The organism is Rhizorhabdus dicambivorans (genome assembly GCF_002355275.1).
GTDB classification, from domain to species: domain Bacteria; phylum Pseudomonadota; class Alphaproteobacteria; order Sphingomonadales; family Sphingomonadaceae; genus Rhizorhabdus; species Rhizorhabdus dicambivorans.
Genome location: NZ_CP023449.1, coordinates 4,791,645 through 4,815,577, shown reverse-complemented (window position 1 = coordinate 4,815,577; position 23,933 = coordinate 4,791,645). Strand labels below are relative to the sequence as shown.

Genomic DNA, 23,933 nt, shown 5'->3' with positions numbered 1-23,933 from the left:
TTGCGCCCTGTGGCGAGAAATGCGTTTCTGACGAGGGCTGGTCGGACGCGCATGAATAGGCTGCGATAGTCCCGCAGCACGAGCCTAAGGTGCTGCCGGTTCACACATCGGCAACCTCTTCTATTACCCAGGACACCTCGTCCGCATCGGCGAGCCGGCCCATTTGTTGGATATAGCGATCGATCACTTCCGAGCCCAACAGGGGCACCGTAAGATGCCGGAATTTGGCTAGCACATCCTCATCGGAAAGCGGGTTGCCGCAGGACCCTCGCGCCGTGGAAGCCTCGACGACATACTGCCGTTCGTCGTTGTCAATCATGGCGATCCGGGCGTCGTAAAAGCCGGCCCGGTTGGGATCGCTGACGACTTCGATCTTGGCTATCAATTCTCTCAACGCTTCCCGGGTGAGATGCGCCCTAACCTCCTCGCTGTCCTTGGGCGTGATCAAGTCAGCGCCTAGCATCGCAAGCGCAACGCAGTACTCCAAGTTGAAACGCGCTTCGTTCGGCGAAGAGGGCAGCCGCCCTCCCTTCGAGATCAACGGGAAACTTTGTGGGCCGACCGAGACCTGCACACGCCGCGCCTGATGAAACGGTGCTCCGGAGAGCCGCATCTCGATGGCAATGTCTATCGCCGAATGGATCCGCCCACAGCAGGCATGTAGCTTGCGCCTCGGCTGGGCCAGGAACCAGCCCAAGTCCCCCCGCACGGCCGTCGGATCCCAGTTCGGTGCGATAGTCGTGAGAAAGCCCATATCGCTGTCCAGAATACCGGCTGGTCCGGTCATGCCCGCCTGTGCGTACCGCGCAGCGGTGATGCCGGTGCTGCCTGGCATCGATCCGAAAAAGAGGGGCTTTACCGTGCCTCCATCGCGGAAATGTATCTCTGTCGGACACCAGGGACCCATTGCGGCGCCGATACGCAGCGCCTGCCGTGTCTGCTCGCGATCCAACCCAAGAATTTTGGCGGACGCAGCCGCCGCGCCGAGCGTGTACATCACGCCCAGCCCCACGGTCCCGGATCGGAATGCGTCGGTTTGGCCCTCAATAGCCTTGCTCAGTCGGGCGATGCATTCGACCCCGCTGATCACCGCCTCTAGCAGAACCCGGCCACTTATCCCCTCCTCTTGCCCAAGCGCCAACGCGGCAGGCACTACGGCGATGCCGGAATGGCCGCCGGTAAGGTCATTGAGCTCGAAAATATCGCCCGAGAAGGCGTTGATGCGGCAAGCGGCCTCGGCAGTCAGGCGCTCGCGCCGTCCGACCACCCGGGCGGCCCCCACCCTGCTTGATCCAATCTCGACGTCAGCGATGCGTATGGCGTCTTCGTTGCGAGCGCCGGAAACGATGCAGCCTACAGTGTCGAGGATGGAAAGCGGCGCCTGGCGCGCGACAGCCGGAGGGACGGCGTCGAGCGAAAGATCGAAGGCGAAGTCGGCCAGAAAGTCGATCGTCGGCCTGCTGCTATTCGATTTATTGCGAAGCATCACGTCGGTAGGAGGCATTTAGACACGTCCTTCACTGATTAAATCCTGCCATACAACTCGCGCTTCATGGTCTGACCACAGTTGCCGGATGACCTCCATCGCTCAATGTGCACCTAGGTCTCAATTCCACACGAGGATGACATCTTCGTCGTTCCAGTAGCTCTCGTCATTGTCGACGATGACTGACCTGCCACCGAAGCTGGACGTCTTGACCTGAACGTCCTCCACATATTTGGACAGCCACTGCGGGCGAGGGGTTGGATTGGGGAATCCGATGCGTCGGCGCATCATCGCTATCGGCTCGTCCGTGATCTGCCCGAGGATCATGCCTTCCGTCGCCGTTCCCAGCTCCCAGTATCGTTGCGGCTCGCCAACGCATGCATGGTGGTACCTGCGGCCCAAGCCCCGCAGGGAGAGCATCGCAACCAGCCGTCCGCCGAGGTCAACGCCGACGATAAGAGCAGGGAGACGGAGGCGCATGAAGTGCGTGCCTGGTCCATCTCGAGAATTTTTCACACTAATTGCCATGCCGAGATATGCGGCTGCGCGCTGCGCGCCGCCATCGCAGCATCCTAAAGTGGCGGTAAACCGGCGTCCCGCCGGAGTGCGAGCAGCCTGACCGGCCTCGGCGAAGGCCGCCGCTCTATTCTGCGGCTTTCGCCGGCAAGACCTGTTCCTCGTCGAAGCTCGGATAGGGGGCAACGGTGAAAAAGCAGTAGCTGCTCAAGAGGCAGAGCGGCACGATCGCCCACAGCAGCAGATGATAGGAGCCGTAATAGTCATAGGCCAGGCTGCCCAGGATGGGGCCGATACCCGCGCCCAGCGAGCAGAAGCCTACGATCACGCCGAAGAGGGCGCCAAAGTTGCGGGCGCCGAAAGACCGCGACGCCAAATAGGCCAGGACATCGAGTTCGGCGCCGATCGCCAGGCCATAGATGAAGACCGCGACCGCAGCCAACAGCACGGAGCTTCCGATCGACATCAGCATCAGGCTGGCGATCATGGGGCATAGGACGACTGCCGCACCGACAAGGCGCGCGTTGAAACGGTCAACGAGATACCCCGCCATCAGCCGCCCGGTTATCTGCGAGACACCGATGACGCCCGCGATGGCAGCAGCTGTGGCCATGGTAAGACCCGACGATACCAAAATCGGCACCACATTGACCACGAAGGCGGTAAAGGCGATCGTCATGATCGGGCCGGCGGTGACCAGCCTGGCGAAGGTCATCGACTTTATGCCCTCCGGAAGCGACTTCCCGGTCAGGAGTGACGCGGCGGGTCCATCGTCGGATGGCGATCTCGTGCGATAGCGATCCTTGGCGCTGGAAAAGAAGAGGTAGAGGATCGGAAGCGCAATCGCGGCGATGCCCCCACCCAGCATCACATAGGCCATACGCCAGCCGAAATGGTCGACGAGAACATAAGTCAGCATCGGACCGGCGAAGGCCATCAGCCCGGTGCCGCTGAGCACCATGGCGAAGGCAAGGCCCCGGCTCGCGAAGAACAGGCTGGTGATCGCGGAAACCCAGACCGTCGGCGTAACGAACAGACAGCCGCAAGCGACGAATAGCCACAAGAGCCACCAACTCCAGATCGCCGGCTGCGCCAGCGACAGAGACGCAACCGACAAGCAGTAGATGGCGACACCCCACAGGGCTATACGCCTTGGGCCGAACCGGTCGATCGCGATGCCCATGACGGGCGACAAGGGAAACAGGACAAGCGCAATCGCGAACAGGCCGGACGTGATCTCCGCGCGCGACCAGCCGAACTCCTTTTCGAGCGATCCGATCATGACGCCCAGCGACAACACATGAGCGTGGCAGGCGGCGAGGCCCACCATGGCGCTGACCACGACGGGCCAATGCTCGCGCCATTCCGCGCGTGCGGCGGGGCTCATCACGACTTTCGATGGATGGAACAGAATATCTCTCCCAACGCGCTTGTCCCGACAGCCATATCGCTACCCTGGCGCGGCGCTCAACCCAATTGTCGATGGTCCGCCCGCTGCCCGCCGACCCAGCCAAAGTCGCTGGCTCGGCGGACGAGCGCGCGATACGGGATGGTGCGGGCTAAAAGGTCATGCCGACTTTGAAACCCCACAACCGCCCCTCATTCTCGGGGCCGGCAATGCCGCCAAGTGCCGCGCGGTTTATGACCGTGTCGGCGATGTTCAGATAATAGTTGCGGTTGAAGGCGTTGGTCACGAACGCTTGCGCATTGATCTTGCCGCTTTCCGACTTCCACAGCAGGCGGAAATTGGCGACGATGCGCGCCTCGTCTGCCGCGAGATAGAAATTGGTCAGCGAATAATTCTGCTTCGCCACCGCATTGGCCTCAGCCTGGAAGGTGAAGGTGCCGAGCCGCTCCACGGGAATATGCACCGCCGCAATGGCGTTGGCATTCCACTTCGGCGTCCGGGGGAGTTTCCGGCCCTTCAACGGGGTGGGAACATTGAGCGGGTTCGGCACGATCACATCGGAGGATGTGATTTTATTATCCAGATAGCCAGCGTTGAAGTTCAGATCAAAATAACGGCTGGGGACGAAATTAATCTCGGTTTCTATACCATAAAGCCGCGCATTTCCGGCATTGATGAACTGGCTTTGAACTTGGTTGTTTATGAACCGGCTTAGAATAAGCTGCTTCCCCGAAAAACTGTAGTAAAAAGCCGACGTGTTGATCGACAGCTTCCGATCGAATAGCCGCTGCTTCAAACCCAACTCGAAAGCATCCAGTTTTTCTTGGGCAACAGGTCCAGTGACACGTGCGTTTCCGCCGTTGAACTGCGTGATGCTGGACGAGTAGGCCGTGTTGAATGAGGGGCTCTTGGCTCCTCGCGAATAATTGGCGTAAAGCGTGCTGTCGTCCGACGGCTCCCATGTCAGCCCGATTTTGCCCGTCAAATCCTTGGTATGGGATTTAGGGCGGGCAAGTTGCGCCAAGACATTTTCCGAAGCGACCCCCTCGATCGTCGCGATAGCGCGTTTCAGCTCGCGGGTTTCGTCTGTATAGCGCGCGCCGATGGTGAGCGTCCAACCTGGCACGATCTGAGCATCGAGCTGACCGAACAGTGCTCCGGACGATGTATCGATCCGCGATTGCGAAATGCCGCCGGGCCTGAGAGGCGCCACCGACTTGGAAGTGAACATGTTGCGCTTGCTGTCGGTGTAATAATAGATGCCGGCCACCCAGTTGAGCATGTCGAGATCGCCGCTCACGCGGATTTCCTGGCTGGCCTGCCACTCGCGGTTGGTCGTCTCGCCGCGGCTGTCGAAAGCCGTACCGATCGGATCAGGGCCGCCGTCCCCGTCGCGGCCTTCGAAATAGAAGTTGCGCGAATAATTGGAGACGGCCGTCAGCGTCGCTCCGCCGAAATCAGCCGTCAACTTGCCGGTCAGCATCGTGGTATGCTGCACGACCGCCAGTTGCGCCGCCGTCAGATTGGTGGCGGCAAGCCCCGGCTTGCGGAAGCCGTTCGCCGGGGCGCCGGAAAAGAGCTGAGTGATGCTGACGCATTCGCCCTTCAGCACCCGATTCAGCGAGCAATAGGTATTACCGGTGCGATCGGCCGGATCGAGCACGCCTGGGGTCCGGCCGGCAGCCGTCTGGGAATCGTTCTCGGCATGCGAGGCGATCAACCGCAGCACGACGCTGTCCGTCAGATCGATATCGGCCATGGCACGAAGCCCCCAGACCTCGCGGTCGCCAATCTTCGCCTCCACTCCCGGCGGTCGCTGAAGACCGGCCGTCACCTGATCGATATCCAGGAGATTCTTATAGTGGCCATCATGGCGCTCATATTTTCCGGCCAGGCGCACGCGGACCCTGTCGGAGACGGGGCCGCTCACCGCGCCTTCGAGCGATATCCAGTTGTCCGAACCGTAAAGGACGCTGCCATAACCGGCGAAATCGCGGGTTGGCGCCACTGAAATGAAATGCCCCAGGCCCGCTGTGGTATTCCGCCCGAACAGCGTCCCCTGCGGCCCGCGCAGCACCTCGACCCGGGCGACGTCGAACATCAGACCCGTGAGCATGGATTCGTCACCGAGATATATCTCATCGACATACATCGCGACCGAGCTCTCGTTTAGACGGCTGACACTGCCCTCGTTGCTGATACCGCGGATCGTCAGGCTCGGCGTCGCGTTGGTGCCGCGCTGATAGTTGACGTTGAAGTTCGGCACGAGCGTTGACACCGCCGTGAAATTCGTCAGGTTCTGCTCGGCGATCTTGGTGCCGGCGAGCGCGGTGATCGACGCCGGGACGTCAAGGACGGACTGCTCCCGCTTTTGCGCGGTGACGATGATGTCGGCGTCCAAAGGGCTGTCGGAACCGTCCTGGCCTCCAGCGGGGCTGGCCGCGGGCACCCTCGCCGGCCTGGCCTGCGCGACGATGGTATAAGTGCTGTTCCCGGTGACCTGATAGGTCAGGCCGGTGTTGGACAACAGCTTCCGCAGCGCCCGTTCAGGCGATGTCGCTCCGCTGACCCCCGCCGCGCGGTGTCCAGCTACCAGCGCGGGATTGAAGACAATCTGGGCACCGGTCTGGCGCGCCAGCGTCCGCAAGGCATCGTCCAGGCTTTGCGCTTCGATGGAAATCGGCGCAGCCAACAGCGGTTGTCCGGGCAGCGCGAGCATCGAAAGTGCGACGGCAGCCCACAGATAGCTTCGCGATTGACGGTTGTCGCCCATGTCGGATCCTCCCTCTCCCGGGCGTTGATCGCCCTGGTTGTGGAAGGAAGGACGCCGCAGTCTGGCCGACCCTCAGGTGAACCGAGAAATATTTAGCGGCCGGCGGATCCGCCGCTCCTCGCACCGTCCCTGTAGCGCAGGACGATGTCGCCGGAACTCTGACGGGTCGCGGTGATCGGGTAGGCGGGAACGAGGGCCATTGCGAACCCATATGCGTCATCGGCACGAAACACGCCGGACAGGCGGAGATCGGCAAGCCGCGTGTCCGCGATGACGATCGACTGCGGCGCGCTGCGATTGAATTCCGTCACCGCATCGACGAGCGATATGTTCTGGAACTCCAGCCGGCCCACCCGCCAGGACGTCTCGGCCACGCCATCGACGTCGCGCACCGAGGTGCCGCCGGAGGCAGCCCTGAACTGCTGGCCTGGCATCAGCAGCGCCTCGCGGCTTCCATCCTCGCGGGCGATCTCCACACGGCCCCGCACCAGGGTGACGGTCGTGTCGTTGGGATAGGACCGGACATCGAAGGCGGTTCCCAGCGCCGTGACCCTGCGGCCATCCGCCGCCACCACGAAAGGCCGCGTCGAGTCGTGCGCCACGTCGAAATAGGCCTGCCCCCGGCCGATCTCCAGATCGCGCCCCGTGCGTCGAAACCGTATCTCCAGCCTGGAGTCCGATCCCAGCACGACCGTGCTGCCGTCGCTCAGCGCGATTTGCCGCGTCTGGCCAGGGGCGGTCTGCCAGACCCCCGTCTCGGTAGGAACCGATAGCAGGTAGAACAGGAATGCCGCGGCTGCGGCCATGAGGCCCGCAGCGGTTCCCATCGAGCCTATCCGCGCCAACAGCGGCCGCCGCCGCTGCTCCTCCAGGAGTAGGGCCTCGACCCGCAGGGCCTCCACTTCCGGATGACCGGTCAGCGCCGCGAAGCTGGCGGCGGTGGCGCAGGCTTCGGCATAGGCCTCGGCATGTTCCGGCCGTTGCGATATCCAGCCGTCAAAGGCGGCCTGATCATCGGGCAGCTTCACGTCCGACGACATGCGCGCATACCAATAGGCGGCAGCCTCGTGGATGTCGCCGTAGAGGGTCGACGCCTTACGCATGGCCGCCGTCCAGCGTTTCCCGCAACTGCCTGATCGCCGCGGCGATATGCTTTTCGACCATGGAGACGCTAATTCCCAACCTCCGTGCAATCTCTGTGTGTCGCAGCTCGTCGAAGCGGTGCATCACGAACACAGCGCGACATTTTGGCGGCAGCGCCTGGATCGCCTTCAGTAAGACGCCGATCTCGGCCTTACCCTCAGCCTGCTGCGCCGGATTTGGTGCGAGGCTGACGAAATCGAGCCCTTCGGTGGATTGCATCTGCCCACGACGGGCATGGGAACGGTAATAATCCTTGAGAAGGTTGGCCGCGGTGACGAAGATGAAGCTGGCGACATTGTCGATCTCGTCAGCGCCGGATCGATGCAACAGCCGGACAAAGACCTCCTGGGTTAGGTCTTCCGCGTCTTCCGGCGTGCGAGCGCGGCGTTCAAAATAGGTTTTCAGGGGTGTGTGGAATTGCTCCGCCAGCGCTTCGATCCGTGCGGATGGGCCTAGCGCTCCCTGCGGATCGAACCTTGTCCTCACGCGTCCCTCCCAATCACCGCAGCGCCGCAAGGCCGTGCCGCCCAGCCAGGCACTGACGGCGTCAAGGTCACCATGGCGCGATCGATCGCCCTGGCGAACAATATCCTGAATCCGCACACGATCCGAACATGATGAATTTTGGGATTTTGGCTACGGGGTTTATCGAAAACCCTTGAAAACTGGAGCGGGCGAAGGGATTCGAACCCTCGACCCCAACCTTGGCAAAACGATTCAAGCCATTTCGCCAGCCTAGCCGAATCTACGAAATAGCACGGTAATTCCGTTAGTTGTTGCAACCTCGCTTACGACGCCGTAGCCTCCAAATCGCCACGAAACGGCAAAAATTGGAGACAATACGGAGACAGAAAGCCTCGATTTGAGCTTTGTCTCCAAATGGAGTCGTAACGATGCCGACTGCCAAGATCAACAAGCGCTCGGTCGATGCCTTCAGCGCGGATGGACAGCCACAGGCAGTCTTGTGGGATAGCGAGATCCGGGGCTTCGGTGTTCGGGCTTTGCCGTCAGGGCTCAAGACCTTCATCGTCCAGTACCGCAATGCCGAGGGCATCAAGCGGCGGATCAATATCGGCCGATATGGGGTCATCACCGTCGAACGCGCGCGCGACCTGGCGAAAATCAAGCTCGGCGAAGTCGCGGCTGGCGAAGACCCGGCCGTGACAGTCCACGAAGCCCGAAAGGGGATGACTGTTTCCCAGATGTGCGACTGGTATCTGACCGAGGCTCGCGCCGGGAACATCCTTGGACGCAAGAACCGGCCGATCAAGGAGTCCTCGCTCAAGATGGACGAGAGCCGGATCAACACGCACATCAAGCCTCTGCTGGGCAAGCGACACGCCAAGCATTTGACCATCGCCGAAGTGGAGCAGATGCAGTCCGATGTGCGGGACGGCAAGACCGCCAAGGCGCGCGGCGGCGGGCGCGGCGGCAAGGCTGCTGGCGGCCCCGGCGTTGCGGCGCGCTGCCTTGGCACGCTTCAGGCGATCCTGGGTCATGCCAAGCACAAAGGATTGCTGACTGAACATCCCACACGAGGCGCGAAGAAGCTGGCGACCAAAAAGAAGACCCGGCGCCTCAGCTCGACCGAGATCACCGCGCTGGGCAAGGCTATGGCCTATGCTGAACGCAACGGAGAGAACCCGACCGCTCTTGCGGTTGTCCGGCTCCTGGCGCTGACCGGCTTCCGGCGCGAGGAAGGCCAAGCGATGAAGCGGGCGTGGGTTCATGCCGAAGGCGGGTTTGTCGCTTTCCCCGACACCAAGACAGACGCCCAGGTGCGTGCGATCGGACCGGAGGCGCTCCGGGTTGTGCTGGTGCAGGCGGAGATCGCCGGCAATCCCCACGTCTTTCCTTCGCTGACCGGCACTGGTCCTTATCAGGCCTCCAGCGCCTGCTTCATTCGCGTCTGCCGATTGGCCGGGATCGAGGGCGCGACGCTGCACACCTTGCGCCACACTTTCGCCAGCATCGCTGGCGAACTCGGGTTCACCGAACTGACGATCCGCGCCATGCTCGGCCATGCATCCCAGAATGTGACGCAGGACTACATCCATATCGACGAGGCACTGAAGCTCGCCGTCCGGCGGACCTCGGACGAAATTGCCCGCCTGCTCGACGAGGGCGCGGCAGGGCTGCGACGCGTCAATCTCGCCGCTTGATGAAATGGTAACGTATATGTTACTATTTTTCCGCAGGTTATGCTCAAAGGGCAAAGACGTGGCGCTGACGCGGAATTTTACCGAGGCAATCAAGGAAAGGGTGGCCCGCGATCCGGCTTTCGCCAGAGCCATGCTCGACGACGCTGCAACAACTTTCCTCAACGGTGAGCCGCAGATTGCGCGCCTGATCTTGCGCGACCTTGTCAACGCCTCGGTTGGGTTCGAGCAGCTTGCCGCCGAGACCAATCGGCCGAGCAAAAGCCTGCACCGCATGCTCTCTGCTCAGGGCAATCCAAGCATGGACAACATCTCCGCCATCTTTGGCGCGGTCCGTAAGCGTCTGGGCCTGGCTTTCGTGGCTCACACAGTCGAGGCGACATGATGCCACGCCGCACGTTGTGTGGGTTGGCCGGGCTTTCGCCAGATGAGGTGGCACAATCTCACCAGCGCAGGGCATCAGGCATGCCTGGAGTGACAATGGCGCTTCTATTTTTCGGAGCCTTCACGTATCGCATAGCGCGTCGCCGATTTATCGACGCGAGGGGATGAGCGAGTAGAATAGATGTCGAACGCCAAGCAAATACTGGCGATGTTACGCAGTCGCGCCGAAGGTGACGACGCGCAGTTCTATTCTATCGCCTTGCAGGTCGCTGCCTCGGAAGCACGTCAGGGTCACCGCGATACCGCAAACGAGCTCCGTTCCGCGGTCGATGCCGCGCGCGGTGCGGGCGGGGTCAAGCCATCCATTCCCGTGTCCTTTGCCGCGCCGCGCGGCGATCTCGAAGGACTGCTCGATTATCGCGATCCCGTGGTTGATCTTCAGGATGTCATTCTGAGTTCGGCGGTGTCCGAAAGGCTCAATGCGATGCTCCTGCAGCAACGTAAACGCGATTGGCTGCGCGAGCATGGCAAGGTTCCATCGAGAAGCCTCCTGTTCGTCGGCCCGCCCGGATCAGGCAAGACCATGACCGCCGAGGCCATCGCCGGTGAGTTGAAACTGCCGCTGTTCATCATTCGCCTCGAAACACTGATTACCCGCTACATGGGTGAGACTGCCGCAAAACTCCGTCTGGTTTTCGACGAGACCCGGCGTCGGCGCGGGGTCTATCTGTTCGACGAATTCGATGCCGTCGGCGGTCATCGCACCGCGACCAACGACGTCGCCGAAATGCGCCGGGTACTGAACAGCTTCCTCCAGTTCATGGAGGAGAAGACCTCGACGGACAGCCCGATCATCGCTGCGACCAACCATCCTGAACTTCTCGATCGGGCTCTGCTCCGGCGGTTCGACGACGTCCTCGAATTTGACATGCCGACTGCCGCGCAGATCCGTGCGGTCATGAAGGCCAATCTCAAGCCGCTCAAGTTCCAGCGTGCGGCATGGACAGCAATCGAGCAAGCGGCACGCGGACTCAGCCAGGCCGAAGTTGCCCGCGCCGCAGACGAGGTCGTGAAGACTGCAATCCTCGAACAGCGGAATCAGACGACCACCCAGGAGGTCGTTGCCAAGCTCACTGAGCGCCAGGCCATGCGAACGGCGTTCTCGGTGAAGCGCTGAGCCCTGTGAGCGAACACAACCGACCGCATATCGATATCACCGCGCTTGCCCAGCGTCGCGCATTCAAGTCGCCGGGCAGCAATGCACGGCAGCGCGCACTGAACAGGGTCCGCGCGGATCATGGCCTCCGCCTCATCGCCGAAATAGGCAATGCCTTTGCCGAGGCGGAGGCAGGACAACGCGGCCTGCCCGAACAGCCCGCCGGCCTTGAGCCTGCCGCCGGTGTTTTCATTGAGGTCGAGCTGAATAGGGCTGCTAACGCCACCAACCTTGAACGGCAACGGGAAGGAACACGTCAAGCCGCCGAGATAGTTGATGAGAACGGAGTGCGCCGTATTGCCCTGTTCGTTCCCGACGACATGCGCGACGCATTCGCCCAGGTCTTCGAGGATTATACAAACGGCGAACTGAGCGAAAAGGGATCACCGCCCAAGAAGACCAGGGTCGAACCAATCGAGCATATTCGCGCGGCACGCCTCCAAAGCTTCTGGCGCGATGTTCCCGAGGCACTGCCGGAAGACCCCCAGGCGCAGATGTGGTGGGCTCTCTGGTGCTTCAATGACCGCACCGACAGAGTTCTCGCCAGCGCTGCGATGCTGGGACTGCATGTCGGGAATCCTGATACTTTCCTGCGTTTCCCGGAAACGACGGTGATCCCGGCATACGGACGCCGCGCATCGGTCGAAATGTTGCTATTCGCAACCGCAGGGATTTCCGAGCTTCGCCGCGCGAGCGACAGTCCTTTGGTGTTCACCCGGGATCTGAAGGAAGATGTTCCCGCATTTATCGATGATCTCGCAGAGCGCGTGACCTGGCCCGGCAATGACGCGCCGGCCGTCTGTCTGCTCGACACCGGGGTCAACCGCGCCCATCCCCTGATCGAACCGGCTCTGTCGCCAGAAGATCTGATGGCGATAGACACTGACTGGGGCGGCGACGATCATGAACACGGCGCCGGCCATGGGACCGGGATGGCCGGACTTGCCCTGCATGGGGATCTCGTCGGCCCGCTAGCCGGCAATCAGCCGATCCAGCTCAAACACCGTCTGGAATCGGTAAAGATACTGCCGCCCCCGGATTTGCCGGATAATGACCCCCATTCCTATGGACCAATCACGCAAAGCGCCATCCTGCTCGCCGAGATCAACAACCCTGATCGCGATCGTGTCTTCTGTATGGCGGTCACTAACGAGGGACGCAGCGGATCTGACGCGACGGCGTGGAGCGCGGCCATCGACCAGGCGGCGGCTGGCGCGGAATCCGACGATCCTGAAAACCCGCCGCCCCGGCGGCTCGTCCTGCTGTCCGCAGGCAATATTCCAGATAATTCCGCAGCTGCCGAGATCGCCGATGCCGATGTCTTTCCGGCGGAAGACCCGTCCCAGGCGTGGAATGCTCTCACCATCGGCGGGTACACCGAAAAGACCGGGATCGGCGAGGCCGGCTACGACACTTGGTCGCCCATGGCGCCGGTTGGTGCCGCCAGTCCCTACAGCAGGACATCTTTCCTCTGGGACACCAGCCAGTCTCCGTTCAAACCCGAACTCGTATTCGAGGCCGGGAACCGGGCGCTTAGCCCGAGCGGCACCGAAGCGGTGGCCGGACTCGACTCACTTTCCCTCCTTACGGCTTCTCGGCTTGTCGATCAGAAACCGCTGGACGCATTCTGGGCAACCAGTGCGGCAACTGCTCAGGCCGCCCGGATGGCGGCGCAGCTGACTGCTGCCTACCCGCAGTATTGGCCGGAAACGATCCGCGCGCTCATGGTGCACAGTGCGCGTTGGACTGGCCATATGGGGCAGCTTGTCGCGCAGTGCGCGACAAAGCGTGACAAGGCCGATTGCCTCAGGCGGTTTGGCTATGGTGTTCCCGATCTCGGTCGCGCAATGGCTTCCGCTGTCGATGATCTCGCATTGGTCGCACAAAATACGATACGTCCGTTTCGCATGGAAGGCGGGAGCGTTCGCTTCAACGAATCCCATATCTACCAGCTTCCCTGGCCACGGGACGTGCTTGAGCAGCTCGACAACACCCGAGTCAGATTGAAAGTCGCCTTGTCCTACTTCGTGGAACCCAACCCCAGCTTTGCGACCAACCTGGACCCGGCACGTTACCAGTCATTCGGCCTGCGCTTTGATCTCAAACGGTCGCGCGAGACGCTTGGCAACTTTAACCGCCGCAACAATGCGGAAGGCTACGACCGCAACGCACCCCGCGCAGCCAATGAAATCAATGACGGCTGGCTGTTTGGCGAAAGACAGATTTCCTCGGGCTCACTGCATGTTGATATTTGGGAGGGGCCTGCAGTCGAACTCGCAGCCAGAAATGCGCTCTATGTCCATCCAATCTCAGGATGGTGGCGCGAGCGCAAATCACTCGGAAGATACGATAAGGAAGCGCGTTACGCGCTGGTGGTTAGCCTTGAGACACCCACTGTCGAAGTCGACCTCTATACCCCAGTAGCCGCACTGGTGCCTCTACTTGTCGATGTGCCGATCGAATTCTGATTAGTGGAGCGGATCTGGCAGGCCTGATCGTCAGGAGATGGGAGCGCCTGGGTTAATTGGCGCTGCTAGGCCATCGCCAGGTGCGCAAGTGGCGCTCCGGGTGCATAATGTCCGACCGGATGAATCGCGAACGGAACAAAGCCGCGAAGCGTCTCGATCCGTTCAAGCCAGGCCTGGATCCGCAGATAGGCATCGAGGCCAACATTGCCTTCCGGCGCTCGTGCCACGTAGCTGTAGAGCGCAATATCGGCGATCGTCGGGTGATCGGCGGCGAGCCATCCGGTCTGCTCGAGTTCAGTCTCTATGACCGCCAGTAGGGCATGCGCGCGATCGATTGCGGCTTGGGCATCGATCTTCGCGCCGAACAGGGTGACGAGTCTGGCGCTGGCTGGCCCCTGGACGAGTTGACCGGCGGCGACCGACAGCCAGCGCTGCACACGCGCCGCGCCTGATGCATCCTCCGGATACCAGTCCGTTCGGCCGAACTTCTGCGCAAGATAGACGAGAATCGCATTGGAATCCGCGATTGCAATTCCATCATCCTCCAGCACCGGAACCTGACCGAACGCATTCAGCCGAAGGAAATCGGCGCTCTTGTGCTGACGCGCGGCGAGGTCGACTTCGATCAATTCAAAGCGCACGCCAAGCAGGGACAGGAACAGGCGCGCGCGGTGGGAATGCCCCGACTTCGGGCTGTAATAGAGCTTCACGCGCGTTCCTCCATGCCTGCGAGGAGTTCGTCCGCAAGCGCATCAAGCGCCTTGCGGAAGGGTTTGGTTGAACCGAGCCCTCTTGCGAGCACAAGGCTGCCCTGGATCAGTGCCACTCCATGCTCCGCCCGGTCACGCGCTTCGGCCGGGGCTGTCAACGCCGGGATAAAAACGGGCCAGGCACCGGTTTAAAATGGGGCCAGTTGGTTTGAACAAAAAGCCCCAAGGTTGAGGCTGGGCAGCATCGGCAGCGGGGAAGCGGCTGGAGCGGAGCGGAAGCCGATTTCCCGCTGCCGATGGCCGCCCGTTCTTAGGTCATTTATCCTCCCCCTTGTCCTTCTGGCGCTTGCGGCTGCTGGCGAGACGGAAGCTGTCACCATTCATCTCGAGAATGTGGACGTGGTGTGTCAGCCGGTCGAGCAGGGCGCCGGTCAGGCGTTCGGAGCCGAACACCGATGTCCATTCATCGAAGGGCAGATTGCTGGTGATCAGCGTGCTGCCGCGTTCATAGCGCTGGCTGAGTACCTCGAACAGCAACTCGCCGCCCACGGCGGTGAATGGTACATATCCCAACTCGTCGAGGATCAGCAGCTTTACAGATGCCAGATGCTTTTGCAGGCTGCGCAAGCGACGCTCGTCGCGAGCCTCCATCAGGTCATGGACCAACGCCGCGGCCGTTGTGAAGGCCACGCTGTGCCCTTTCTGGCACGCAGCCAGTCCTAGCGCGAGGGCGGTGTGGGTCTTACCGGTGCCGCTGGGGCCCAGCGCAATGACATTACGCCGCCGCTCGATCCATTCACCGCGCGCCAGTTCCAGAACCAAGGCCTTGTTCAGTGATGGCTGGGCTGCAAAGTCGAAGGTGTCAAAGCTCTTGGTGTGCGGGAAGCGAGCCATGCGGATACGGCGCTCCACCATCCGGCGCTCGCGATCAATCCGTTCAAGTTCGCACAGGCGCAGCAGATAGCGGGGGTAATCGGCCCGATCCTGCGCGGCCTCGAAGGCGACCTTCTCATACTCGCGCACAAAGGTGGGCAGCTTGAGCGCTTTGAGATGGTTGGCCAGTAGTACAGCGGGCGGCACGCTGGTGGGTTCGGCCTCGATGGCTGGCAGCGGCATCATGGGATCACTCATGCTGCCACTCCCGTCGCTGGAGTGCCTGCCTGCGAGAGCAGGCCCATGTAGGTGCGCGGATCGGTACGCCCGACATTCGCGCGCGGCAAATGCGGGTAAAATTGCAGATCGAGGCGCGGCACACGCTGTTCGAGGCGGGCCAGCGCGATCATCTTGATCGCATCGAAGCTGATTGCCCCCATCTCCAGCGCGCGGGCCACTGCCCATTCCACCAGGGACTGCTCGAAGCGTTCGCATAGCCGCAGCACCTGGATGAACTCGCGCCGTCCCTCTTTGCCGCTGCGCGCCTCCATCAGTCGTCGGATGCGATGCATCGGTTCAGCCAGCACCCAGCCATCGAGCGGCGCTGCCTGATCAAGCGCGCGGGGTTTCTGTTCTAACAGCGCCAGATAGTGCAGCGGGTTGGCAATGAAGTCCTCCCGCTCATAGCTGCGCGGATGCACTGCGATCAGCTCCCCGCCACAGATGATCGCAACCCGATCGACATAGCCTTTGATTACGACCTCCTGGTGGGCATAGGCCGTCGGCACCGAATAATCATTGGTACGATAGCGCACCAGCGACATCGACGAGGCCCGCCCCGTCACCATATGGCAGGGATCGAACGGCACCGCCGGTAGCGGCATAAAGGCCGCCAGATCAGCCACCAGCCTGTCACCGATGCTGCGCTCATGCCCGCGCAAGATGGCCTGTCGTCGCTCCATGCATTGTTCGACAAAGCGCGCGTTCAGCGCATCAAAGCTGGGCGCCTCTGGCCTCGGCACCATGAAGTGGCGCCGGGAATAACCGACCAGCCCCTCGACCTTGCCCTTGTCGTTACCCTTGCCGGGGCGCCCGAATTTGTCTTCGAACAGGTAATGGCTCTGGAGGGTCGAGAACATCCGGCTGCGCTCGCGCTTCCCGTCGCCCAGGATCTGCGCCACTGCCAGCTTGGTGTTGTCATACAGGATCGACTGCGGGATGCCGCCGAAGAAGGCAAAGGCCGCCACGTGCCCTTCGCAAAATGCCTCAGCCACCTCGGCAGGATAGGCTTTAACGAACGGCGCATCGCTGTGCGGCAGGTCCATGCAGAAATAGTGGAACCGCACCAACTTGCCGTCGATGATCCCGTCCGCCTCACCAAAATCCACCTGCGCATGCCCCGGCTTGTGGCTCAATGGTATGAACACCTCGCGGCTGCGCAACTTGGCGCCCGCCACATAGTCGCGAACAATGGTGATGCCGCCGGTGAAGCCATGTTCATCGCGCAGACGCTCGAAAATACGCGCGGCAGTGTGTCGCTGTTTGATGTGAACCTTGCGGTCATCCACCAGGATTTGGTCAATGATGTCGGTAAATCCGGACAGCTTGCGGCTGTAGGTTTGCCCGCTCCGGCCGTGCGCTGCTGGCTCTGGAAAGCACAGCATCTTGTCGACGGTCTTGCGATTGATCCCAAAATACCGGGCGGCAGCGCGACGGCTCATCCCGTCAATCAGCACGGCGCGGCGGACCTTCTGATAAAGCTCCACTCTCTTCATCCTCCACCTCCGCCCAAAAACGGAGGTCTAGCAGGACTGGCCCCTTTTTAATCCGGTGAGACTGGCCGATCCGTGGCCCCTTTTATTCCCGGTGTTCTCACCCGTGTTCGAAAGGGGGATTGTCCGTTGGAAATGAACCCAAATAGCTGAGAAGCGCACCTTTCTCCCACGTTCCAGGCTGTGAGGACTGAAACTTCCACCATGGGCAATCCTGCCCATGGAATGGAGGTAAGAATGCGTTCTCTGTCCGCTTTGAAATCCGTCACGGGAGCCGCTGCGCTGGCGGTTGCTGCGATTGCAGCCCCCGTGCTGGCCGCGCCGTCCTATCAAGAGGTCGAATGCACCGGCTCCGCCAAGCTGGTGGAGCATTCATTCATGGGGAGCAAGGAACAGGGCGGGACCATGCCGCTCCGCTTTACCGCCCGACTGTGGAACACTCGCAATGCCGTGACGATCATGCCGTCCGGCTTCGCGATTCTGCCTGCTGGCGAATATGCGTTACCGCCGGGTCTGGAGTCGCTGAGCGTCCCGTTCACAGACGATCAGGGCGTCAAGCGGACGCTTCGCTTTGCAATCACGGATACCGAGTTCAAAGGCTACGCCGTCCTTCGCGAGGTGCAGCCCAATGAGAGCGGCGGTGCAAAAGTCGGCCACGGTAGCGGCGGAATAAACCAGCCGCGGGCGGAGTAAAATCCGGCCACCTATTTCCTTTCTGCAATGACGGCAGGAGGGACAGGGGATCTACACCGTGGAACTATATCTGAAGGTTCGCCTGGCTGTCTCCGAAGGGATGACGCAGCGCCAGGCAGCAAAGCATTTCAACATATCTCGCGACAGCGTCGCCAAGATGGTGTCGTATTCGATACCGCCCGGCTATCAGCGGCGATCACCGATCCGGCGGCCGAAGCTGGATGCGTTCGTTTCGACGATCGAGCATTGGCTCGACGAGGATATGAAGGTGCCGCGCAAGCAGCGGCATACTGCCAAGCGGGTGTTCGACCGGCTGCGCGACGAATGCGGGTTCACCGGCGGCTACACGATCATCAAGGACTACATGCGCGAGCGGGATCAGCGCCGCCGGGAGGTGTTCGTGCCGCTGTCGCATCCTCCCGGCCATGCGCAGGCCGACTTTGGCGAGGCGACTGTGGTGATCGGCGGCGTCGAGCAGAAGGCGCGCTTCTTCGTGCTCGATCTTCCGCATAGCGACGGCTGCTACGTGCGGGCCTATCCGGCGGCGGTGGCCGAGGCCTGGGTCGACGGCCACATCCATGCGTTTGCCTTCTTCGGAGGCGTGCCGCAGTCGATCGTATACGACAACGACCGTTGCCTTGTGGCGAAGATCCTGCCCGACGGCACGCGCAAGCGGGCAGCGCTGTTCAGCGGTTTTTTGTCCCACTACCTGATCCGCGATCGCTATGGCCGTCCGGGAAAGGGTAATGACAAGGGGAATGTGGAGGGTCTTGTCGGATATGCCCGGCGCAACTTTATGGTGCCGATCCCGCAGTTTGCGACATGGGATGCGTTCAACGATTTTCTGGAGGAGCAGTGCCGAAAGCGCCAGCGCGATAAGCTACGCGGCGAGAACGAGACGATCGGCGAACGGCTGCAGCGCGATCTTGCCGCCATGCGTCCCTTGCCGGCGTCGCCGTTTGATGCCTGCGACCAGACCAGCGCTGTTGTGACAGCCCAATCGCTGGTGCGCTACAAAACGAACGACTATTCCGTGCCGGTTGCCTACGGTCATCAAGACGTCTGGGTCCGGGGCTATGTCGATCAGGTGGTGATCGGTTGCCGTGGTGAGATCATCGCCCGCCATCCCCGGAGCTGGGAACGGGAAGACATCGTCTTCGACCCCGTCCATTACCTGCCGCTGATCGAGCAGAAGATCAATGCGCTGGATCAGGCAGCTCCATTGCAGGGCTGGGATCTGCCGGACGAGTTCGCCACGCTGCGCCGTTTGATGGAAGGCCGCATGGCAAAGCATGGCCGGCGGGAATACGTCCAGGTTCTCCGTCTGCTGGAAAGCTTCGAGCTTGCCGACCTGCATGCGGCGGTAAGGCAGGCCCTTCAGCTCGGCGCGATCGGCTTCGATGCGGTCAAGCATCTGATCCTGTGCCGCGTAGAACGCCGACCGCCGCGATTGGACCTGTCGATCTATCCGTACCTTCCGAGGGCGACGGTCGAGAAGACCTCGGCGAAGGCGTATATGCGCCTCCTGTCGTCTGATGCGGGAGAGGCGGCATGAGCACCGAAGCACCTGACATCCTGCTCGCCCACTATCTCAAGACCCTCAAGCTGCCGACCTTCCAGCGCGAGCACCAAAAGCTGGCCCGACTCTGCGCAACCGAGGACGTCGATCACGTCGGCTACCTCTTCCGGCTTGCCGAGCGGGAGATGATCGAGCGCGATCGCCGCAAGGTCGAACGGCGGATCAAGGCGGCCAAATTCCCGGTCGTCAAAAGCCTCGACAGCTTCGACTTTGCCGCCATCCCCAAGCTCAACAAGATACAGGTGCTGGAACTGGCCAGATGTGAATGGATCGAGCGCCGCGAGAACGTCATCGCTCTCGGTCCCAGCGGCACGGGCAAGACGCATGTCGCGCTCGGCCTCGGCCTGGTCGCCTGCCAGAAAGGCTTATCCGTCGGCTTCACCACGGCGGCGGCCCTGGTCAGCGAGATGATGGAGGCTCGAGACGAGCGGCGTCTGCTCCGCTTCCAGAAGCAGATGGCCGCCTACAAGCTGCTGATCATCGACGAACTGGGCTTCGTGCCGCTCTCCAAGACCGGTGCGGAATTGCTGTTCGAGCTGATCTCCCAGCGTTACGAGCGCGGTGCCACCCTGATCACCAGCAATCTGCCTTTCGATGAATGGACCGAAACCTTGGGATCAGAACGACTGACCGGCGCACTGCTCGATCGCATCACCCACCACGTCAACATTCTCGAAATGAACGGCGACAGCTATCGTCTCGCCCAAAGCCGCGCCCGAAAGGCTGGCTGAAACCTTTCAAAAAAATCGCCGCGCCCGGCTGAGACCCCGCTCGGGCTACGCCCTCACGGCGGTCTCAGCCGGGCGCAAGGGTGGCCGACTTTTGCTCCGCCCGGTGGCCGGAAATTGCTCCGCCGTTGACATTCTTGCGGCATCGATATATTTCGATATGAATGCATTTAATTCGATATCGATATTAATCGAATAATCGGCACAGGGAGAGGTCGCATGAAGACATCCGTTCGAGGATCATTGGCGATGGCGAGTGCTGCGGCACTGGGCATGGCGCTGGTTTCGCCGGCTTACGCGCAGGCTGCGGACCCGAATCCGGACGGCATCCAGGACATCGTCGTCTATGCCCAGAAGAAGGCGCGCGGCGAGCAGCTCCAGAAAGTGCCGATGGCGATCAGCGCGATCGATTCCAAGACGATCGAGGCCTCGCACGCGATCGACATCCGCGACATCGGACGCCTCGTCCCCAACGCCCAGCTCGACGGGGTCGGCACCTTCCCCGGCTTCGCCAACTTCTTCATGCGCGGCGTCGGCGTGAGTAGCAGCGTCAGGTCGCTCGACCCGGCGGTCAACATCATCCAGGACGGGATGGTCATCGGCTACCAGGCGGGCGCCGTGCTGGACACGTTCGACACCGAGGGGGTGGAGGTGCTGCGTGGTCCGCAGGGCGTGCTGTTCGGCCGCAACGCATCGGGCGGTGCCGTCAGCCTGCGCAGCAAGCGCCCCACCGGCAAGAGCGAAGCGACGTTCAAGGTCACCCTGGGCAATGCGAACACGGTCGAGACCCGGACCGGGCTGGAGACCGCCATCGTCGAGGACAAGGTCTTCGCGCGCCTCGCGGTGCTGACCCGCAACAATGACGGCTTCTTCCACAACCGGAACAGCGGCACCTTCGTGACCGTCCCGGCCGCGACCAACGCCAACCCCACCGGGGCCGCCGCGGCGCAGCACAAGGAAGGCCGGGTCGGTGGCGCCGACGAGGTGGTCGTCAAGTCGACCTGGGTCTTCAATGTCGCCGAAGCCACGCGGTTCACGCTGCTCGGCCAGTATATCAATTTCAAGGACGGCGGCGGCGCGACCCGTTCCTTCTTCGTTCCCGGCAGCCCTCAGCGGCAGCAGCAGACCCTGTGGGGCTATACGCCTGCCGACAAGAAGTGGGGCGTCAATCTGGGCACGCCCGGCTATACCGACATCAAGGGCTTCCATATCATCGGGGAGCTGTCGCAGGACATCGGCGCCGGCACGCTCACCGCGATCGGCGCCTACCGCAAGGTCAGCTATGACTCGACGCTCAACGTCGGCGGCGATCCCTTCGACGTGCTGCTGTACCCTGACGGGGAGGAGGATGCCAAGCAAAGCAGCTTCGAGGCACGCTACAACATCACCATCGCGGACCGGTTCGACCTGCTGGTCGGCGGCTTCTACTTCAACCTGAAGGAGGATGTGTTCGAGAAGCGCCTGACCCGGCTCCCGACGACCACGCTCGACCGCTACACCGTCAACGTGTGGGACCAGGACATCAAGTCCTATGCGGCCTTCGCCAATCTCGATTTCCACATCACCCCCGAACTGACCGCATCGGCCGGCGTCCGCTACAGCAAGGACACCAAGCGGATGCACGTCCAGCCGCTGGTCAACTGCCCGGGCCAGAGCTTCGAATCCTGCGTGCTCAACTTCCTCGACGCGAAGAAGTCGTGGGACGACGTCTCGCCGCGGTTCGTGGTGAACTACAAGGTGCAGCCCAATATCATGCTCTATGCGAGCTATTCGCGCGGCTACCGCGCAGGCAACTTCAATGCCCGCGCGCCATCGGCCGGCGGTGCCGTCACCCCGGCCAATCCGGAGACGGTCGCGTCGTACGAAGTGGGCGTGAAGTCCGACCTGCTGGACAACCGCCTGCGCATCAACCTGGGCTATTATCGTCAGAAATATGACGACATCCAGCGGCTCGTCCAGTTCGCCGTTGCCGGCGAACCTCCGGCCCAGCAGCTGTTCAACGCCGCCAAGGCGACGATCCAGGGCATCGAGCTGGAAACCGCATTTGCTCCGGTCCGTGGCCTGCGCTTCGACGGATCGCTGGGCTATACCGACGCGAAATACGACTCGTTCAACAACCTGACCGGCCTGCCCGCCGGCGTCAGCGCGACGAGCCTCCGCTTCGACCGCGTGCCGAAATGGACCGCCTATATCGGCGGCAGCTACGAAACCGATCTCGGCGACGACAGCTCGCTGTCGTTCCGCACCGGCTACACCTGGCGCTCGCATGTCTACACCGACGTGCAGAACACGCCCCTGCTCGAACAGAAAGCCTATGGCCTTTGGGACGCGAACGTCACCTACGAGCGGGGCCGCTGGTCGGTGTCGTTGTTCGGCCGCAATCTGGCCAATACCGAATATGCCGAGATCAAGTCGCCGATCATCGGATACAACGCCTTTGGCGGCATGCCGCGCTATTATGGCGTCGAGTTCGGCGTCCGCTTCTGATCGCCACCGCCGAGCACTGGCGAACGATATCCGGAAGGCTGGCGGGAGGATATCCCGCCAGCCCGTCCACCCTGACGAAAGCAAGGCCCGATTGAGGCAGTTCGGCGCAGGGGCCGGCTATCCGACGACCTTCGACATCGCCTCTCGCATCAGATCGATGCAGAGCGTCGCCGCCGGCGACAAGCTGCAGCGGGCCGGGCAGGTGGCGGCGATCGGCAGATCCCTCGCCTCAACCGCGATTTCCCGCCGGTCGTCCATCCCGTCACGTTCGTGCAGCCGGACACGGGCCGCAGCGCACGACGATCATGGGACTATGGCCTGGGCCGTCGCCTCCATGATCGCCGGGCAGCCTGACCGCCCTCGCTCCACCGGCCGCCGTTCATCCCACCATATAACCGCCGTCGACGGCCATGACGTGGCCGGTCATGTAGCTCGACGCGGGACTGGCAAGGAACAGGATCGCGCTCGCGAGCTGGATCGGCTGGGCGGAACCGAGCAGCAGGCGGCCGGGCATCATGATCGGCCCCTTGGGGTCGAAGCCCATGCCGCCCTCGCGCATGCGGCGCGACCTGTCAACGCCGGGATAAAAACGGGCCAGGCACCGGTTTAAAATGGGGCCAGTTGGTTTGAACAAAAAGCCCCAAGGTTGAGGCTGGGCAGCATCGGCAGCGGGGAAGCGGCTGGAGCGGAGCGGAAGCCGATTTCCCGCTGCCGATGGCCGCCCGTTCTTAGGTCATTTATCCTCCCCCTTGTCCTTCTGGCGCTTGCGGCTGCTGGCGAGACGGAAGCTGTCACCATTCATCTCGAGAATGTGGACGTGGTGTGTCAGCCGGTCGAGCAGGGCGCCGGTCAGGCGTTCGGAGCCGAACACCGATGTCCATTCATCGAAGGGCAGATTGCTGGTGATCAGCGTGCTGCCGCGTTCATAGCGCTGGCTGAGTACCTCGAACAGCAACTCGCCGCCCACGGCGGTGAATGGTACATATCCCAACTCGTCGAGGATCAGCAGCTTTACAGATGCCAGATGCTTTTGCAGGCTGCGCAAGCGACGCTCGTCGCGAGCCTCCATCAGGTCATGGACCAACGCCGCGGCCGTTGTGAAGGCCACGCTGTGCCCTTTCTGGCACGCAGCCAGTCCTAGCGCGAGGGCGGTGTGGGTCTTACCGGTGCCGCTGGGGCCCAGCGCAATGACATTACGCCGCCGCTCGATCCATTCACCGCGCGCCAGTTCCAGAACCAAGGCCTTGTTCAGTGATGGCTGGGCTGCAAAGTCGAAGGTGTCAAAGCTCTTGGTGTGCGGGAAGCGAGCCATGCGGATACGGCGCTCCACCATCCGGCGCTCGCGATCAATCCGTTCAAGTTCGCACAGGCGCAGCAGATAGCGGGGGTAATCGGCCCGATCCTGCGCGGCCTCGAAGGCGACCTTCTCATACTCGCGCACAAAGGTGGGCAGCTTGAGCGCTTTGAGATGGTTGGCCAGTAGTACAGCGGGCGGCACGCTGGTGGGTTCGGCCTCGATGGCTGGCAGCGGCATCATG

Annotated in this window: 20 protein-coding genes; 8 read left to right on the top strand and 12 right to left on the bottom strand. The window is 62.0% G+C overall.

What is annotated here, in order from left to right:
- Positions 1-100: 100 nt before the first annotated feature.
- The 6 genes from CMV14_RS22715 to CMV14_RS22690 form a co-directional block, all read right to left on the bottom strand.
- The gene (locus CMV14_RS22715) at positions 101-1,504 is read right to left on the bottom strand and encodes an MmgE/PrpD family protein (protein ID WP_066963815.1); all 1,404 of its coding nucleotides are present in this window, start codon (positions 1,502-1,504) and stop codon (positions 101-103) included.
- A gap of 102 nt (positions 1,505-1,606) precedes the next feature.
- Entirely contained in the window at positions 1,607-1,966 is a 360-nt protein-coding gene (locus tag CMV14_RS22710) for a hypothetical protein (RefSeq protein WP_066963818.1), read from the bottom strand.
- Between the two features lie 163 nt (positions 1,967-2,129).
- Positions 2,130-3,389 (bottom strand): MFS transporter, encoded by a 1,260-nt coding sequence (locus CMV14_RS22705; protein ID WP_066963821.1) that lies wholly within the window; start codon positions 3,387-3,389, stop codon positions 2,130-2,132.
- A gap of 172 nt (positions 3,390-3,561) precedes the next feature.
- Positions 3,562-6,183: a TonB-dependent receptor gene (locus tag CMV14_RS22700; RefSeq protein ID WP_066963824.1), complete on the bottom strand. Its 2,622-nt coding sequence runs from the start codon at positions 6,181-6,183 to the stop codon at positions 3,562-3,564.
- A gap of 92 nt (positions 6,184-6,275) precedes the next feature.
- Positions 6,276-7,286 carry a FecR family protein gene (locus CMV14_RS22695; RefSeq protein ID WP_066963827.1) on the bottom strand — a complete coding sequence of 337 codons (1,011 nt, stop codon included), beginning with the start codon at positions 7,284-7,286 and terminating at the stop codon, positions 6,276-6,278.
- Complete coding sequence (locus CMV14_RS22690; protein ID WP_176489027.1) at positions 7,279-7,812, bottom strand: RNA polymerase sigma factor; 534 nt, start codon at positions 7,810-7,812, stop codon at positions 7,279-7,281. The genes CMV14_RS22695 and CMV14_RS22690 overlap by 8 nt, the downstream gene beginning before the upstream one ends.
- Positions 7,813-8,219: 407 nt before the next feature.
- Here CMV14_RS22690 and CMV14_RS22685 point away from each other — a divergent pair, with 407 nt between their 5' ends.
- The 4 genes from CMV14_RS22685 (at position 8,220) to CMV14_RS22670 (ending at position 13,553) form a co-directional block, all read left to right on the top strand.
- Positions 8,220-9,488: a tyrosine-type recombinase/integrase gene (locus CMV14_RS22685; protein WP_066963830.1), complete on the top strand. Its 1,269-nt coding sequence runs from the start codon at positions 8,220-8,222 to the stop codon at positions 9,486-9,488.
- Positions 9,489-9,546: 58 nt separating this feature from the next.
- Positions 9,547-9,870, top strand: coding sequence for a helix-turn-helix domain-containing transcriptional regulator (locus CMV14_RS22680; RefSeq protein WP_066963904.1), 324 nt, complete (start codon positions 9,547-9,549; stop codon positions 9,868-9,870).
- Positions 9,871-10,050: 180 nt separating this feature from the next.
- Entirely contained in the window at positions 10,051-11,046 is a 996-nt protein-coding gene (locus CMV14_RS22675; RefSeq protein ID WP_066963833.1) for an AAA family ATPase, read from the top strand.
- 5 nt (positions 11,047-11,051) lie between these two features.
- Entirely contained in the window at positions 11,052-13,553 is a 2,502-nt protein-coding gene (locus CMV14_RS22670; protein ID WP_066963836.1) for a S8 family peptidase, read from the top strand.
- Positions 13,554-13,618: 65 nt separating this feature from the next.
- Here the strand turns inward: CMV14_RS22670 and CMV14_RS22665 are convergent, their stop codons facing one another.
- The 3 genes from CMV14_RS22665 to istA (CMV14_RS22655) form a co-directional block, all read right to left on the bottom strand.
- Positions 13,619-14,263, bottom strand: a complete 645-nt coding sequence (locus CMV14_RS22665; protein ID WP_066963839.1) for a glutathione S-transferase family protein — start codon at positions 14,261-14,263, stop codon at positions 13,619-13,621.
- Between the two features lie 315 nt (positions 14,264-14,578).
- On the bottom strand, positions 14,579-15,379 hold the full coding sequence (istB, locus tag CMV14_RS22660; RefSeq protein ID WP_066970386.1) for an IS21-like element helper ATPase IstB: 801 nt from the start codon (positions 15,377-15,379) through the stop codon (positions 14,579-14,581).
- An 11-nt stretch (positions 15,380-15,390) separates the two neighbouring features.
- On the bottom strand, positions 15,391-16,911 hold the full coding sequence (gene istA, locus CMV14_RS22655; protein WP_096367681.1) for an IS21 family transposase: 1,521 nt from the start codon (positions 16,909-16,911) through the stop codon (positions 15,391-15,393).
- A gap of 234 nt (positions 16,912-17,145) precedes the next feature.
- Here istA (CMV14_RS22655) and CMV14_RS22650 point away from each other — a divergent pair, with 234 nt between their 5' ends.
- The 4 genes from CMV14_RS22650 (at position 17,146) to CMV14_RS22635 (ending at position 22,395) form a co-directional block, all read left to right on the top strand.
- Entirely contained in the window at positions 17,146-17,601 is a 456-nt protein-coding gene (locus CMV14_RS22650; protein ID WP_153046171.1) for a hypothetical protein, read from the top strand.
- A 58-nt stretch (positions 17,602-17,659) separates the two neighbouring features.
- Positions 17,660-19,156, top strand: coding sequence for an IS21 family transposase (gene istA / locus CMV14_RS22645; RefSeq protein ID WP_066970373.1), 1,497 nt, complete (start codon positions 17,660-17,662; stop codon positions 19,154-19,156).
- Entirely contained in the window at positions 19,153-19,911 is a 759-nt protein-coding gene (gene istB / locus CMV14_RS22640) for an IS21-like element helper ATPase IstB (RefSeq protein WP_066970376.1), read from the top strand. Before istA (CMV14_RS22645) ends, istB (CMV14_RS22640) begins: the two co-directional genes overlap by 4 nt.
- Before the next feature lie 216 nt (positions 19,912-20,127).
- Positions 20,128-22,395, top strand: a complete 2,268-nt coding sequence (locus CMV14_RS22635) for a TonB-dependent receptor (RefSeq protein ID WP_083216194.1) — start codon at positions 20,128-20,130, stop codon at positions 22,393-22,395.
- Positions 22,396-22,512: 117 nt separating this feature from the next.
- Here the strand turns inward: CMV14_RS22635 and CMV14_RS26915 are convergent, their stop codons facing one another.
- From CMV14_RS26915 to istB (CMV14_RS22625), 3 genes are all read right to left on the bottom strand, one after another.
- The gene (locus CMV14_RS26915) at positions 22,513-22,653 is read right to left on the bottom strand and encodes a hypothetical protein (protein WP_190282641.1); all 141 of its coding nucleotides are present in this window, start codon (positions 22,651-22,653) and stop codon (positions 22,513-22,515) included.
- A 121-nt stretch (positions 22,654-22,774) separates the two neighbouring features.
- The gene (locus CMV14_RS22630) at positions 22,775-22,954 is read right to left on the bottom strand and encodes an SDR family oxidoreductase (protein ID WP_066970355.1); all 180 of its coding nucleotides are present in this window, start codon (positions 22,952-22,954) and stop codon (positions 22,775-22,777) included.
- A 174-nt stretch (positions 22,955-23,128) separates the two neighbouring features.
- Positions 23,129-23,929 (bottom strand): IS21-like element helper ATPase IstB, encoded by an 801-nt coding sequence (istB, locus tag CMV14_RS22625; protein ID WP_066970386.1) that lies wholly within the window; start codon positions 23,927-23,929, stop codon positions 23,129-23,131.
- Positions 23,930-23,933: the final 4 nt, after the last annotated feature.